The sequence below is a fragment of the Nocardioides aestuarii genome, from assembly GCF_039527245.1.
Classification (GTDB): Bacteria; Actinomycetota; Actinomycetes; order Propionibacteriales; family Nocardioidaceae; genus Nocardioides; species Nocardioides aestuarii.
In genome coordinates this window covers 3,380,654-3,395,154 of record NZ_BAAAJT010000002.1, presented here as the reverse complement: position 1 = coordinate 3,395,154, position 14,501 = coordinate 3,380,654, and the positions used below count along the sequence as shown (strand labels likewise).

Sequence of the window (14,501 nt, the reverse complement as noted above, 5' to 3'; positions counted from 1 at the left end):
AAGCCCGGACCCCAGCGAGGTCCGGGCTTCGTGGCCGTGCGCTTCAGAAGCGCTCGATGTCGAGGTCGCGGGGCGGTTGCATGTGGCCCTCCACGTCCTCCTCGTCGCCCTCCAGGACCATGCTCGTCCTGATGTGACCCTCCACGTCCCCCTCGTCGCCCTCCAGGACCGTGCTCGTCCTGATGTGGCCCTCCACGTCCTGCTGGGGCTCGTCCCCGGGGAAGATCTCCATGTTCTGCCTCATGATGCGCTCCTGGTGGTGTGGCCGGCGAGGCCTTGGTGGGTCGGACCCGAGCGGGTCCGGATGACTGCATCGTGCTCCTGCTCCTGCGAGAGTTCTGTCGGGTCGCTGACACAACGCACGGTCATGTCGGTGACGGGTCCGCGTTGTCCGACACCGCCTGCAGCACCGACTTGAGCTGGAAGGGCGTCAGCGTCGGGTGCTTGCCCAGCACCAGCGCCGCCATGCCGGTGACGTGCGGGGCGGCGAAGCTGTTGCCCGTCGCCACGATCGAGCCGCCACCGGACCAGGCGACGTCGACGTCGATGCCGTGGGCGCCGAACTCGACCGGCGGACGGGGGTTGTAGGCGAGGCTCATCGGGCCCGAGCCCCGCCGCGCCGCGACGGAGACGACCGACGAGTACTGGGACGGGTAGGTGGGCCCGGGCTGGTTGTTGGCGGCCGAGACCAGCAGCGTGCCGCCGAAGTAGGCCTCGTCGGCGACCTCGTGGAGGGGGGCGAAGAGCTTCTCGCTCTTGCTCGACAGGGAGAGGTTCACCACCGACATCCCCTGGTCGACCGCCCACGCGATGCCCGCGTGGAGGAGTGCCCCGTGGCCCTTCAGGTTGGCCCCCAGGACCCTCACGCTGTAGATCTCGGCCTCCGGGGCCAGGGACCGGATGATCGCGGCGCACGCCGTGCCGTGACCCACCAGGTCCTCATGGGGCCCGGGCACCACCCGGAACCCGCCCGGGGCCGAGGTGTCGACCTCCAGCGCCACCCCGCCGGAGATCCCGCCCACGCGAGCGTGACCGCCGTCCACCCCGCTGTCGACCACGGCGACCTTGACCCCGGCACCGGTGGACCCGGCGAAGGCCCAGTCGCGCACGTCCGGCAGCGGCAGGGACAGCACCGTCGCCAGCTGTCCTCCGTGGAAGGCCGCCGACCACGCCGGGAGCACGTTCACGGGCCCAGGTCCTCGACCGCGTCCAGGACGCGACGCCCCAGGGCGGCCAACCGGGCCTGGTCCTCGGTCCCTGGTGTCCCGTCACCAGTGGCCACCAGGAGGCCCATCACCGCAGCCAGCGTGCCGAGCACGGCCAGGGTCCACTCCCGGTCGGCGACGACGCCGGGATCGAGCACCGACACCACCCCGGACGCCTCCCCGTCGGCGTCGAAGAGGGGCGCGGTGAGGATGGTCGTCGGGACGTAGTGGGTGGACTCCGCGACGTCCCGGGCGAACCGGGCGTCCGCGGCGACCTCGCTGACCACCATGGGCTGCCCGGACATCGCGGTCCAGCCCGCGATGCCGCGGCTGACCGGCAGTGAGACGCCCACGATCTCGTCGGCTCCGACGCCGTCGGCGACGACGTAGACGAGGGTGGATCCGTCCTCGTCGACCAGCGCGAGCGAGCAGGCGGCCGCGTCGTAGAGCGCGCGGACGGCGGCCACCGCCGTCCGCAGCGCGGCCCGGTCGCTCACGCGCCCGCCCCGAGGGATGCTTCACTGGCGCCATGGAGTGGTCGCTGCTCGCAGCGCTGGACGAGGCCGAGCGGCAGCAGGTGCTGGCGACCACGCGCCGGCGCAGCTTCACGACCGGCGAGGTCCTCGTCCACGAGAGCGACCCCGCCGACAGCCTCCACCTGGTCGAGTCGGGTCGGCTCGCCGTGCAGGTCACGACGGCGGACGGCGACACGGCCACGATCAACGTCCTCGGCCCCGGGAGCTACTTCGGCGAGCTCTCCCTCCTGGACGGCCGCGCACCGAGGCGCTCGGCGACCGTGCTCGCGCTCGAGCCCTCCGTGACCAGGGTGCTGGGCGCGACCGCGTTCGCGGACCTCCGCAGGCGGCACCGCGCCGCCGACCACATGCTCCTGGTGCTGCTCGCACGCCGGGTCGAGGAGCTGTCGTCGCGCCTGGTCGAGGCCACCTACGACGCGCTGGACCAACGGGTCCACCGGCGCCTCCACGAGCTCGCCGCGATGTACGCCGTGGGCCCGGGCCCGGTGACGGTCCCCCTGAGGCAGGAGGTGCTGGCCGAGCTGGTCGGCGGAAGCCGGCCGAGCGTCAACCAGGTGCTCCAGCGCCTGGCGGCCGAGGGCGTGGTGAGCCTCGGTCGTGGCCGGGTGGTGGTGCTCGACCGGGACCGGCTGGCCGAGCGCGCCGGCTGACCGGGCGGTCACGTCGGCACCCCTGACAGGGCCGCGTCCAGCTGCTCCAGCCAGCGGGCAGCGGCGAGGCGCTCGTACCCGGCGCGTGCGGCACGGAGGGGCTCGCCGGCCTCCTCCGCGCGACCCTGCCGCACCAGCCAGGTGCCGAGGTCGGCGTGGATCCGCGCGGCCCAGGTCTCCGACTTCCACGAGCGGGCCTGGCGCAGGGCCTCCCGGAAGTCGCCCTCCACCCGTTCCGGGTCGGCGCCCCCGTGCTGAGCGTGCAGTGCGCGTGCGCGGTGGTAGCTGCTCAGCGTCCCCGCGGGCAGCCGGACACGTGCCTCGTTCGCGTCGACCAGGTGCAAGAGCCGGGCCAGCCCCTCATGGGCGCCCAGGTCGGCGAGCAGGTCCACGGCGACGGCGTAGACGCAGGGGAAGTCGTCGACGAAGCCGACCAAGGCGTGCATCCTGTCGGCGGCGCGCAACGCCGTGTCGACGGCGTCCGGGCCGCGGTCTGCCTGCTCGATGGCGGTGACCAGCTCGCGGAGCGAGCGGCTGCCCTCGTCCTCGCCGCTGGCCTCCCGCAGGTACTCCTGACCCGGCGACCAGACGCCGCCGCGGGCTCGGAGCAGCACGGAGCGCACGAGCTCCAGGTAGGGGGCGTAGAGGTCGTCGACCAGCCCGCCCTCGTCGGCGAGCTCCTGCGCCCGGTCCCAGTCGCCCCGGCCGAGGAGACACGTCATCAGGTTGATGGAGGTGACGCTCAGCCAGGCGTGGTCCCCGAGGGTGCGCGCGACCGCGAGCCCCTCGGTGCCGAAGTCGTCGGCCTCGGCGAGGTCGTCACAGTTGCAGTCGGCGCAGAGGTTGGACAGCACCGCCGCCAGCACCGCGGAGTCGTGCAGCTCGCGCGCCACCTCGGCCTGGCCCTCGAGGAGCAACCTGCCCAGGGCCCGCGCGCCGCTCGCCTGGAAGTGGAGGGCGATCAGGCCGAAGCTGAAGGCGATCTGGCCGCGGTCCCCCACGTACTCGGCGAGCCGGGCCAGCTCGGCCGCCTCCTCGAGGAACTCCTCCCCGTTCCGCATCCTGCTGCTGGCCCGTACGCGCATCAGCTCCAGCTCGACCTCCGGGAGGTCGCCCCGGGCACGGACCAGCGCGTAGCGGGTGTCGGCGAGGTCCCGGGCGTCCTCGTAGCGACCGACGCTCGTCATCGAGCGTCCCAGGATCGCCACGGCGAGCCCGGCGCCCTTCTCGTCCCCCAGGGACTCGTAGAGGGCCAGCGCGCGCTCGGCGTGCTCCACCGCCCCGTCGTGGCGCCCCGCCAGGTCGAGCGCCCGGGCGAGGTCGGTCTCCACGCCGGCCCGGTCAGCCGGCTCCACGCACCGGTCGAGCGCCTCGGTCAGGTGGGCGGCGGCCTCCCGGGGCGCTCCGAGCGCCTGCGCCCGGGCGGCCGCGTCGCGCAGCGCGACGACGGCCCGGTCGGCCAGGGTGGCCGCGTCGCCGGCGTCCGGCGCGGCGTCGAGCGCCTCCAGCAGGTGCTTCGCCACGATCGGCGCCCGCTCACCCGCGGCGGAGGCATCGGCCATCAGTGCCTCGACGACCGCGAGGTGACCCTGCTTGCGGTCCTGACGGGAGAGCGTCCCGTAGGCCACCTGCCGGACCGCTCCCTGGACGAACCGGAACTGCCCGTGCTCCGTGGTGAAGCGGTTGGACTCCCGGCTGACCAGCTGCAACCGGACGAGCGCGTCGAGCGCCTGCTGCACGTCGGGGACCTCGGGGCACAGCCGCGCGATCAGCGCCCGGTCGAACGCGTCACCGATCACGCTGGCACGGTCGAGGACCTGGCGCTGCTCGGTGTCGAGGGTGTCCAGGCGCGCGGCGATCAGCGCCTGCAGAGACGCGGGTGCACCGATCGAGTCGAGGTCGAGGGTGTCCGGGTCGGCCAGCACGTACTGGCCCCCGCGCGGCACGACGAGGTCGCGGTCGATGAGCGAGCGCACCGTCTCCACGGCGAAGAGCGGCACCCCGTCCGACCTGTCGACGAGCGAGGTCCGGGCGGCCTCCGGCAACCCGGCGAGCAGCCCGTCGAGCAGGCGTCCCACGTCGGTGTCGGACAGCGCCTCCAGGTGCAGCACGGTGGCCCGGCGGTTCGTGGCGAGCCCGGGATTCGTCTCGAGGAGGCCGGGGCGGGTGAGGAGCAGCACCAGGCAGCCGAAGTCTCCGACCGAGAGCAGGTAGTCGAGGAACTGGAGCAGGCTGTCGTCGGCGTGGTGGGCGTCGTCGATGACGAGGACCACCGGGTGCTCGTCCTCACCGGTGCGGTGGAGGAACGTCGTCCACGCCGAGAACAGGTCCTCACGGGAGGGGCTTCCCACGGTCCCGATCCCGAGCAGCGCGCCGAGGCGGGGCCGCAGCCACTCGCGCTCCTCGCCGTCGGGGACGTAGCGGGTGAGCCCGAGCTCGAGCAGGGCGTTCTCGTCCTCCTCGTCGACCCCGGCGTCGGCGGCGAGGAGCAGCAACCGGGCGCGGATGGCCTCCGCCAGCGCGTAGTAGGCCACGCCCTCGCCGTAGGCGAGGCACCGGCCGCTGTGCCAGCGGGCCACGTAGTTCAGGCCGTCGACGTACTTCTCGAACTCCCAGCCGAGCCGGGTCTTGCCCACGCCGGCCTCCCCGTCCACCACGAGCAGTGCCGGGCGCCGGCTGTCCTCGATCCCGTGGAACAGCTCCTTGACGAGACGGAGCTCGCGGTCACGGCCGACCAGCGGTGCCTCGAGCCCGTCGGCACGCTGGGCCCCGCCGACACCCGCCACGACCGCCCGGACCGCCCACAGCGGCACCGGGTCCGCCTTGCCCTTCAGCACGTGGCTCCCCGCGTCGGCGTACGAGATGGCCGACGAGGTCAGCAACCGCGTGGTCTCGTCCACCCAGATCTGTCCCGGCGAGGCCGCCGCCTGCACCCGGGAGGCGGTGTTGACGGCGTCGCCGGCGACCATGCCCTGGGCCTCGGCCCCCACGGAGACAGCCACCTCGCCGGTGACGATGCCGACCCGCATCGCCAGGTCGGGGACACCCACCTGCGCGCCCATGGCCTCGATGGCGCTGATCAGCTCCAGCCCGGCGCGCACCGCGCGCTCGGCGTCGTCCTCGTGGGCGGTCGGGACCCCCCAGACCGCCATCACCGCGTCGCCGATGAACTTCTCCACGGTGCCGCCGTAGCGGGAGATGATCCTCCGGCACTCGTCGAAGTAGGCCGTCAGCAGCTCGCGGACATCCTCCTGGTCCCGGGTCTCGGACAACGCCGTGAAGCCGACCAGGTCGCCGAAGAGCACGCTCGTGACGCGGCGCGCCACCGAGGGTCCCCCGGCCGCCGCGGCCCGCGGCTCCCCGCCCGCGGCCGCTGTCGGCTGGGGCGCCCCGCAGGACAGGCAGAACCGCGACCCGGACGGCAGCTCGACCCCGCAGCTGACGCACCCCGGGGCCGGCTGCGCGGCACCGCAGGCGAGGCAGAACCGGGCGCCCGCAGGTAGCTCGGTGGCGCAGGTCGCGCAGGTGCTCGCCATCAGGCCCCCAACCGCCGGCGCACCACGGCCTCGGCGACCAGACCGGACTCCCGGTGCCCGCTCACCGCCTCGAGGAAGGCGGCACGGGCGAGGGTGACCACCACGGTGGGCTCCAGCGCCGTGACCGTCGCCGTGCGCGGGACGTCGCGCAGCAGGCCGATCTCGCCGAAGTACTCGCCCACCGACTCCTCGCGCAGCACCCTGCCGGCCTGGGTGACCTCCACGCGCCCGGAGGCGACGACGTAGAACAGGTCGGACGGCTCTCCCTCCCTGACGAGGACGTCGCCCCGGTCGTAGCGCCGCTCCTCGAGCGACCGGGCCAGCTGCTCCGTGGTGGCCGGATCCAGCGGGGCGAAGAGGTCCAGGCCCCGGACGAGGGCGAGCCCCGGGGGCTCCACCATGCGGGCGTCGAAGCGGATCATCGCCGGCAGTCCGACGAGCGCCAGCAGCCCGACCGGGATCGCGATCACGACGAGCGTGGTCCGGAGCGACGTCACCTGGAGCAGCAGGGGGACCAGCAACGCCCCCACCGCCATCGTGGCGATGAAGCACGACTCGACGGCGCCGAAGACGCGTCCCAGCAGCTCGTCGGGAGCGATCCGCTGCAGGATCGTGTCCAGGTTGACGTCGACGAGCGGGTTGGCGATCCCGATCAGCGCGGCGGCGATCAGGCACGAGAGCCCGGTCGGCCACAGACTCACCAGGAGCAGGGGCAGCGACCACATCACCACGCCGACGGTGAGGTCGCGGCCCAGTGTCGGCCGGGAGGCGCGAGCAATGGCCAGCACGCCGCCGACGACCGAGCCGACCCCGATCACGGCGTTGAGGAGACCGAAGCCGGTGTCCGGCGAGCCGAGGATGTCGTCCGCCATGACCACGAGCAGCACCGGCAGCGCGCCGGCCACCACCGTCTGAAGACTGACCTGCAAGGTGGTCAGCAGGAGCACCCGGTCCCGGCCGATGAGCACGAAGCCGGCGAGGGTCTCCTTCACGAACCCCTCGGTGGCCGGATCGTCCGCACCGCTCTCCGCCCCGCTCCTTGCCTCGTCGGTGCCGGCCCCGCCCCGGCCGGGGGCACCGTCCGTGGAGATCCGGCTCACGAGCGCCAAGGACCACAGGAAGGTCAGGACGTTGGCCATCAGCACGACCGGGACGTCGGTCGCCACCAGCAGGGCCGCGGCCAGCGCCGGACCCACGAAGGCCGCGAGGCTGTCGATCGTGCTGTGGACACCGTTGGCCGCCGACAGCTCGGCCGGCGTCCTCGCGAGGCTCGGCAGCAGTGACCGTTGCGCGATGAGGAACGGTGACGCCAGCAACGAGGCGAGGGTGGCGCACACGAACACCACGAGGGGCAGCACGTCGAGCGCCACGAACACCGCGGCGACCGTGACCAGCAGGGCGCGCACCCCGTCGGTCAGCATCATCAGCCGCTTGCGCGGCCAGCGGTCGGCGAGGAGCGCACCCAGCGGCGTGGTCAGGGCGCCGAGCACCAGTCGGACGCCCATCCAGACGCCCACCGCGCTCGCCCCACCGGCGTCGTAGGCCCAGACGATGATGGCCGTGGCGTAGGCCCAGTCGCCGACGGCCGAGCCGAGGAAGGCCAGCTGGACCCGGCGGAGGTCGGGATTGCCGAGCACGGCGCGCCAGGCGCTCTGGCGGCCGGGCCGCCCCGCTGCTGACTGCCCTTCGTCCGACGCCATGCCGGTTTCCTCGGCCAAGGCTGCCTCCCCTCGCCCTCGCCGTACCCGGTCGGCGTCCCCGTGAATGTAGACCCCGTCGCACCCCGTGGTGGAGGGCGTGACCAGAAGTCGTCACCGTGGTGAGACGGCGGTCTGGACCGGTCCGGGCCCCGCGAGGTGCCTCAGGGGAGCAGGTCGCGCACGACGGCGTCGGCCAGCAGCCGGCCGTCTCGCGTGAGCACCAGTCGTGGCGCGTCGGCCTCGAGCAGGCCACGCTTCACGAGGCCGGTCACGGCTGCTCGCCCGGCGGGGTCCAGCACGTCGCGGTCGAGGCCGTCTCGCAGCCGCAGCTCGAGCAGCACCCGCTCCACCCGCCGGTCCTCGGCTCCCAGCACCTCGCGGGCGTGGGTCGGGCTGGCCCCGGCCGACAGCCGGTCGGCGTAGGCCGCGGGGTGCTTGACGTTCCACCAGCGGGTGCCACCCACGTGGGAGTGGGCCCCGGGGCCGATGCCCCACCAGTCGCCGCCGTTCCAGTAGAGCAGGTTGTGGCGACAGCGCGACTGCTCGTCGCGCGCCCAGTTGGACACCTCGTACCACCCGAGCCCGACGGCGCCGAGCCGCTCGTCGGCCACCACGTACTTCTCGGCCAGGTCGTCGTCGTCCGGCGCCGGCACCTCGCCCCGGCGTACGGCGCGTGCCAGCGCGGTGCCCTGCTCCACGATCAGCGCATAGGCCGACACGTGGTCCGGTCCGCAGGCCAGCGCGGCCTCGAGCGAGGTCTCCCAGTCGCCCAGCGTCTCGCCCGGGGTGCCGTAGATCAGGTCGAGGCTGACCTGCTCGAAGCCTGCGGACCGGGCCCACTCCACCACGGCAGGGACCCGCAGCGGGTCGTGGGTGCGGTCGAGGGTCGCCAAAACGCGGGGCACCGCGGACTGCATGCCGAACGAGACGCGCGTGAAGCCGACGTCGCGCAGCTGGTCGAGGTCCCACGCCGCCACCGAGTCGGGGTTCGACTCGGTCGTGATCTCGACGTCGGGGGCGAAGCCGAACTCGGACGCGATGGCGGCGAGCACGGCCCCGAGGTCCGCGGGCGGCAGCAGGGTGGGCGTCCCGCCACCGAGGAAGACCGTGGACACCGGCAGGTCGACGTCACCGAGCACCCGGCGGGCCAGTCGCACCTCGCTGATCGCCGACTCGGCGTAGGACGACCGGGAGGCGCCCGGGCCGAGCTCCTCGGCGGTGTAGGTGTTGAAGTCGCAGTAGCCGCAGCGCACCGAGCAGAACGGCACGTGGACGTAGAGGCCGAACGGCCGTTCGCCCAGCCCCGCCAGCGACTCCTCGGGGAGCCGGCCGTCGGCGGGGGCGGGGTCGCCGGGTGGCAGGGCGCTGGGCACCGCGACATGCTGTCACGGCGAGCCTCAGATCGGCACCTTGAGCGTCGCCACGTAGCCGTCGTCGACCGAGCCGGTCACGGTCGCCATCTGGAGCGAGCAGCCGTCGGCGAAGATGCCGTCGGAGTCGAGGCTGACGGCCGCCAGGTTGGACACCGACTCCTCGTAGCCGTCGGTCGCATAGACCTGCTCACAGATCTCCTGCGGCAGCGCGAGCTGCGAGGTGCGCAGCTTGCTGGACGCGCTCGTGGCCGTGTCCACGGACTCGTAGACCTCGAAGTGGACGTGCGGCCAGCGGCCGGCGTAGCACGCCGGGAAGATCGTGGTGAAGGACAGCCATCCGTCGTCATCGGCTTCCTGCACGCCGCGCAGGTAGTTCTCGTCGACCGCGTCTCCGTCGTACATCGAGTAGTTGCCGGCGCGGTCGCAGTGCCACGCGTAGAGCGCCGCCCCGGGAAGCACCGTCACGTCGTCGCCCGACAGGTCGTAGACCTTGAAGCGCAGGGTCAGCGGCACCCCCTCGGCGACGCCCGACGCGGAGCCGAAGCTCGAGGTGATGTCCTGGCGCACGATGCCCTCCTCGCTGAGCACGTTGGGGCCGTTGGAGCCGTCGCCGGGATAGGGACCGGCCGTCTCCTCGGGGATCTCGCCGTCCGCGACCTCGACCGAGGAGTCGCCGCCCATGGCGCCTCCACCGGGGCCACCCCCACCGTCGGGCGGCGCGCCCGCAGGCCTGCCCTGAGACGACGCGGCAGCGCTGCTGCCGCTGTCGCTCGAGCACGCGGCGAGGGCCCCAGCCGCGCCGAGTCCGCCCAGGACCCCCAGCAGGCCGCGGCGCCCCAGCCCCTTGCGCTGGAGGGTCCGGACGTCGTGCTGGAGGCCGAGGTCGTGCTCGTGGATCTCGTCGGGATCATGGGTGCGGTGGTGGTCGGTCATGACCACCACCTCACCCGGCGTGGCTGTGGGTCCCCTGTGGGGAGCCGGTGGTCAGCCGTAGAACGCGTCGATGGTGTCCTTGTAGTTGTCCTCCACGACGGTCCGCTTGACCTTCATCGAGGGCGTGAGCTCGCCGGACTCGATGGTCAGGTCGTGGTCGAGCAGCTCCCACTTCTTGATGGTCTCCCACCGGTTGAGCTTGCCGTTGAGCTCCTCGACGTAACCCTCGACCATCGCCCGGCACTGCTCGGAGCGGACGATCTCGGTGTAGTCACCGCTGACGCCGTTCTCCTGTGCCCAGCCGGCGATCGCGTCGGGGTCGAGGGTGACCAGGGCGACGCAGAAGTTGCGCTCCGCCCCGAAGACCATGAACTGGCTGGCGTAGGGGCAGATCGCCTTGAACTTCGACTCGATGGCCGGCGGGGCGATGTACTTGCCGCCGGAGGTCTTGAAGAGCTCCTTGATGCGACCGGTGATCGTGAGGAACCCGTCGGCGTCGAGGGAGCCCTTGTCACCGGTGTGGAGCCAGCCGTCGGCGTCGAGCGCCTTGGCGGTCTCCTCGGGGAGGTTGTGGTAGCCGTCCATCACGTGCGGGCCGCGGAGCAGCACCTCGTCGCCCTCGCCGAGCTTGACCTCGGCGCCGGGGACGGCGGGACCGACCGTGCCGATCCGGTTGTCCGCGGGCCGGTTGACCGTGGCACCGGCGGAGTTCTCGGTCATGCCGTAGCCCTCGAGGATCACGATGCCCGCGGCGTTGAACCACTCGGCGATCTCGCGGTTGAGCGCGGCGGAGCCCGAGATGAAGAACCGCACCCGCCCGCCGAAGCGCTCGCGGACCTTGCTGAAGACCAGCTTGTCGAAGAGGCCGTGCTGGAGCCTGAGCGGCAGCGGCACCGCCTTGCCCTCCTGCTTGAGCTTCTCCACCTGGAGGCCGACCTTGAAGGCCTGGTGGAAGATCTTCTCCTTCGCGCCACCCTCGGCGGCCTGCATGGTCTGGATCCGGCCGTAGGCCTTCTCGAAGATGCGCGGCGCCGCACCCATGAAGGTCGGCTTCACCTCGGCGCAGTTGTCGACGATCTTCTCGACCCGGCCGTCGACGGCGGTGGCGAAGCCGCACGCGAGCTGGGTGGAGAGCAGCACCTTGCCGAACGAGTGGGCCATGGGCAGCCACAGGAACTGCAGGTCGTCCTCGCCGAGGATGTCCAAGGCCTTGATGGCGCCGCCCTCGAACACCCACGAGGAGTGGCGCAGCCGCACGCCCTTGGGACGACCGGTGGTGCCCGAGGTGTAGATGAGCGTGGCCAGCTGGTCGCTCGGGATGCGCTCCGCGGTCTCCTCGATGACGCCCGGGTGCTCGGCGAGGTAGGCGTCGCCGAGCTCACCCAGCGCCGCCAGGTCGATGACCCAGTCGCCGTCCGTGGTGCCCTCGAACGTGACGACCTTCGTGACGTGGGGCAGCTCGGACTTGCGGGCCCTGAGCTTGGCGATCTGGGCGTCGTCCTCGGCGAAGACGACGCGGCACTCGGAGTCGGACAGGATGTAGGCCGTGTCCTCCTCGTTGGTGCTCGGGTAGACGGTCGTCGTGGCGCCGGCGGCGCACATCACCGCGAGATCGGCCAGGATCCACTCGTAGCGCGTGCCGGAGGCGATGCCGACGCGCTGCTCGGGCTCGATCCCGAGGGAGAGCAGACCAGCGGCGAGGCGCGACACCTCCTCCCCGGTCTGGCGCCAGGTGAGCGACTCCCACGACTCCCCGACGGGGTAGCGGAACGCCTCGCGGTCGGGTGAGGTCGACACCCGCTCGAGGAACTGGACGGCCACATTGGCCGGGAGGGAGTCGACGAAGCTCGTGTCGTGGGTGAGGGGCATGGCTCCTGGGCTCCTGGGCTACTCCGGCGGGCCGAGGGACCGCCCGTGGACAAAGGGTTGGCGAGTAACCTAGATCACGACGTTACGCAGCGGTAGCAACACCCCGGAAACGGTCGGTCCTCAGCGCCGCGCGGCGACGTAGGCCTCGGCCTTGCGTCGGGCCTCCTCCACGAGGTCGTCCACCACGAGCAGGTCGGGCAGCAGGGTGCGGTCGGTGCTGAGGGCACGGAACATGTGGGCGACCGTGATCCCGTGCCCCGGACGGTGCACCACCTCGACCTCGTCGCCGGCCCCGAGGTCGCCCTCCTCCACCACGCGCAGGTAGGGCCCGGGCCGGCAGTCGGCGGTGAAGCGCTTGACCCACGCCGTGTTGTCGAAGCCCTCGTGACCCATCCATCCCTTGAAGTCGTTGCAGGGCGTGCGGATGCTCGCGACCTCGAGCACGGCCGTGCCGATCCGCCACCGCTCCCCCACCTCGGCCGCGTTGACGTCGTAGCCGGAGGTGGTCAGGTTCTCTCCGAACCCCCCGTCGCGCACCGGCTGGCCGAGTGCCTCGGTCCAGCGGTCGAGGTCCTCGCGGGCGAACGCGTAGACGGCCTGGTCGACACCGCCGTGGTGCTGGGTGTCCGAGACCTGGTCACCCTCGAGGCCGAGCCGGGTCGCCCGCACCCGCCCCGGGACGGGCTGCTTGTCGATCGACGTCCGGCCGAGCTCGGCGAAGTCGCTGGGGCGGGGCGTGCCGACGTTGACGGAGCGGATCAGGAACGTCACGCCCCCATCCCACCACGGGGCAGGGTCAGTCCTGCACCGCTTTTGCGATCGTGAGCGCCACGGTCACGGCGTCCCGGTCCTCGTCCTGGGCGCCCCAGTGGGCGTTGAGCACCTCCCGCACCACGACCCACGCGCGGGCTCGGTCCTCGTCGAGCCCGCCGGCGTCGACCAGTGTGTGGAACCGCCGCCGCAGTCCTTCCCGGACGTCGCCGGCGAGCTCGTCGAGCCGGTTGTGCAGCATCGGGGCGACCTCGTAGTGGCGGTCGCCGTTCATCGGCTTCGGGTCGATCGCGAGCCAGGCCGCCCGGTCGGCGGCCAGCACGTTGCCGTAGTGGAGGTCGCCGTGGACCACGTGGGCTGCCGCGTCGGGCTCGGCGAGCAGGTCACCCGCGAGCGAGGTCGCCTGCTCGACGAGCCGGCGCGGAACGGGTCCGTTGACCGGGAGCCCGGCGAGGGCCGCCACCCACCGCTCGACGTACGAGCCCACCGAGCGCAGCTGCGGCAGCGCGGGAACGTGGAGCGACGCCCACAGCCCGGCGACCACCTCGCAGGCCTCGAGGTCCCAGAGGTCGGACAGGTCGGTCGTGTGGAGTCGCTCCAGGAGCAACGCGCGCCGGCGCGGGTCCGCCCGCAGCAGGCGTACGGCGCCGCGCCCGTGCCAGTGCTGCAGCGCGAGCGCCTCGTGCTCGGACTCGGTGTCGCCGTCGAAGCTCACCTTGAGGACGGCCTCCGTCCCGTCCTCGGCGACGACGGGGACCACCAGCGAGCAGTAGCCGTGCATCGGCTCGCCGTCGAGGCGCAGCGACCACTCGTCCAGGAGCCCGTCCAGACGGCGCGGGAGCCGGTCGACGAACACCGCCCAGGCCGGTCCCCGCTCCGCGAACGCGCGGACCTCGGCAGGGATGTCGGGCGTGGTCACGGCCACGAAACTAGGACCCGCCGACAACTTCTCGCCGGCCGGGGCCGTCGCACCGGGCATGACCTTCTCTCGGAACCCCCACCCCTCGCGACGCACCGTGGTGGCTGCCGCCGGCGGCTCCCTGTCCCTCCCCCTGTTGCGCACCCCCGCACACGCTGACCCCGCCCCACGGCGAGGTGGCCTCGACCTGCGCTGGCTCGGCACGACGGGGTGGCGCTTCGAGCACGAGGGACACGTGCTGGCCGTCGACCCCTACCTGACCCGCTTCCGCACCGGGCTCGCCGCCGGTGCCTTCGACCCCTCGACCCCCCTCCGCGTGGACGAGGAGGCCTGCCGCGCCGTCTCCGACGTGCGGACCGTGCTGGTGACCCACAGTCACTGGGACCACGTCGCCGACGTGCCCCACCTCGCCGTCCGCGACGGGGCCCGCGTGCTCGGCAGCCTCACCACCGCCTCCCTGGTCCGGGCGATGGGAGTGCCGGAGGCGAGCACCTCCACCCTCCGCGGCGGGGAGCAGCTCGACCTCGGCGAGTACGTCGTCCATGCCCTGCCGGCCCTCCACAGCCGTACGGCGTCGTGGTCGGTGCTGTTCCCCGGGGTGCGCACGACGGTGCCCGAGCCTCCAGCGACGATCAGTGACCTGCCCGAGGGCGACACGCTCGGCTTCCACGTGCGCCCGTGCTCCGGTCCCTCCGTCCTGGTCCTCGGCGCCAGCGACGTCGACGACCGCGCACTCCAGGGGCTACGACCTGACGTCGTGACAGCGCCCGTCCCGAGCAACGACGCCACGCACGACTACCTGCCCCGGCTGCTGGAGGCACTCGGGCGGCCGCCCGTGGTGGTGCCGTCACACTGGGACGACTTCGAGAGCCCGTTGTCCAACCCGCCGAGGCCCGCCACCCCCGACCTGGCCCGCCGCCTGGAGGCCTTCGAGCTCGACGTACGGCGGATCTCGCCGCGCAGCCGGGTCGTGCGGCCGCGCTACCTCGAGCCGCTGCCGCTGTGACGG

The 14,501-nt window shown here is 72.9% G+C and carries 12 protein-coding genes; 2 read left to right on the top strand and 10 right to left on the bottom strand.

Annotated elements, in window-relative coordinates; all coding sequences use genetic code 11:
* Positions 1 to 43 precede the first annotated feature (43 nt).
* The 3 genes from ABD091_RS17025 to ABD091_RS17015 all read right to left on the bottom strand — a co-directional run bounded on the left by ABD091_RS17025 (position 44) and on the right by ABD091_RS17015 (position 1,702).
* A complete protein-coding gene (locus ABD091_RS17025; protein WP_343920643.1) occupies positions 44 to 244 on the bottom strand; it encodes a hypothetical protein in 201 nt (66 codons plus the stop codon).
* A 121-nt stretch (positions 245 to 365) separates the two neighbouring features.
* A complete protein-coding gene (locus ABD091_RS17020) occupies positions 366 to 1,187 on the bottom strand; it encodes a S8 family serine peptidase (RefSeq protein ID WP_343920641.1) in 822 nt (273 codons plus the stop codon).
* The gene (locus tag ABD091_RS17015) at positions 1,184 to 1,702 is read right to left on the bottom strand and encodes a GAF domain-containing protein (protein ID WP_343920639.1); all 519 of its coding nucleotides are present in this window, start codon (positions 1,700 to 1,702) and stop codon (positions 1,184 to 1,186) included. Before ABD091_RS17015 ends, ABD091_RS17020 begins: the two co-directional genes overlap by 4 nt.
* A gap of 32 nt (positions 1,703 to 1,734) precedes the next feature.
* Here ABD091_RS17015 and ABD091_RS17010 point away from each other — a divergent pair, with 32 nt between their 5' ends.
* Entirely contained in the window at positions 1,735 to 2,391 is a 657-nt protein-coding gene (locus ABD091_RS17010; protein WP_343920637.1) for a Crp/Fnr family transcriptional regulator, read from the top strand.
* Between the two features lie 8 nt (positions 2,392 to 2,399).
* On the opposite strand, the gene ABD091_RS17005 is transcribed toward ABD091_RS17010, so the two are convergent.
* The 7 genes from ABD091_RS17005 to ABD091_RS16975 all read right to left on the bottom strand — a co-directional run bounded on the left by ABD091_RS17005 (position 2,400) and on the right by ABD091_RS16975 (position 13,492).
* The gene (locus ABD091_RS17005) at positions 2,400 to 5,927 is read right to left on the bottom strand and encodes an adenylate/guanylate cyclase domain-containing protein (protein ID WP_343920635.1); all 3,528 of its coding nucleotides are present in this window, start codon (positions 5,925 to 5,927) and stop codon (positions 2,400 to 2,402) included.
* Positions 5,927 to 7,627, bottom strand: a complete 1,701-nt coding sequence (locus ABD091_RS17000; protein WP_343920633.1) for an MFS transporter — start codon at positions 7,625 to 7,627, stop codon at positions 5,927 to 5,929. Before ABD091_RS17000 ends, ABD091_RS17005 begins: the two co-directional genes overlap by 1 nt.
* A gap of 161 nt (positions 7,628 to 7,788) precedes the next feature.
* Positions 7,789 to 9,000, bottom strand: coding sequence for a radical SAM family heme chaperone HemW (gene hemW / locus ABD091_RS16995; RefSeq protein ID WP_343920631.1), 1,212 nt, complete (start codon positions 8,998 to 9,000; stop codon positions 7,789 to 7,791).
* A 24-nt stretch (positions 9,001 to 9,024) separates the two neighbouring features.
* Positions 9,025 to 9,933, bottom strand: coding sequence for an intradiol ring-cleavage dioxygenase (locus ABD091_RS16990; RefSeq protein ID WP_343920629.1), 909 nt, complete (start codon positions 9,931 to 9,933; stop codon positions 9,025 to 9,027).
* 51 nt (positions 9,934 to 9,984) lie between these two features.
* Positions 9,985 to 11,802, bottom strand: a complete 1,818-nt coding sequence (locus tag ABD091_RS16985) for an AMP-dependent synthetase/ligase (RefSeq protein ID WP_343920627.1) — start codon at positions 11,800 to 11,802, stop codon at positions 9,985 to 9,987.
* 120 nt (positions 11,803 to 11,922) lie between these two features.
* Positions 11,923 to 12,573 carry an MOSC domain-containing protein gene (locus ABD091_RS16980; protein WP_343920625.1) on the bottom strand — a complete coding sequence of 217 codons (651 nt, stop codon included), beginning with the start codon at positions 12,571 to 12,573 and terminating at the stop codon, positions 11,923 to 11,925.
* A 25-nt stretch (positions 12,574 to 12,598) separates the two neighbouring features.
* On the bottom strand, positions 12,599 to 13,492 hold the full coding sequence (locus tag ABD091_RS16975) for an aminoglycoside phosphotransferase family protein (RefSeq protein WP_343920623.1): 894 nt from the start codon (positions 13,490 to 13,492) through the stop codon (positions 12,599 to 12,601).
* Between ABD091_RS16975 and ABD091_RS16970 the strand changes: the two genes are divergently transcribed.
* Positions 13,485 to 14,498 (top strand): MBL fold metallo-hydrolase, encoded by a 1,014-nt coding sequence (locus tag ABD091_RS16970; protein WP_343920621.1) that lies wholly within the window; start codon positions 13,485 to 13,487, stop codon positions 14,496 to 14,498. The genes ABD091_RS16975 and ABD091_RS16970 overlap by 8 nt on opposite strands.
* Positions 14,499 to 14,501: the final 3 nt, after the last annotated feature.

What these genes read in the sequence shown, in the direction of transcription:
- ABD091_RS17025 (WP_343920643.1), bottom strand. Translation starts at nt 244, where the DNA reads ATGAGGCAGAACATGGAGATCTTCCCCGGGGACGAGCCCCAGCAGGAC.
- ABD091_RS17010 (WP_343920637.1), top strand. Translation starts at nt 1,735, where the DNA reads ATGGAGTGGTCGCTGCTCGCAGCGCTGGACGAGGCCGAGCGGCAGCAG.
- ABD091_RS17005 (WP_343920635.1), bottom strand. Translation starts at nt 5,927, where the DNA reads ATGGCGAGCACCTGCGCGACCTGCGCCACCGAGCTACCTGCGGGCGCC.
- ABD091_RS17000 (WP_343920633.1), bottom strand. Translation starts at nt 7,627, where the DNA reads ATGGCGTCGGACGAAGGGCAGTCAGCAGCGGGGCGGCCCGGCCGCCAG.
- ABD091_RS16990 (WP_343920629.1), bottom strand. Translation starts at nt 9,933, where the DNA reads ATGACCGACCACCACCGCACCCATGATCCCGACGAGATCCACGAGCAC.
- ABD091_RS16985 (WP_343920627.1), bottom strand. Translation starts at nt 11,802, where the DNA reads ATGCCCCTCACCCACGACACGAGCTTCGTCGACTCCCTCCCGGCCAAT.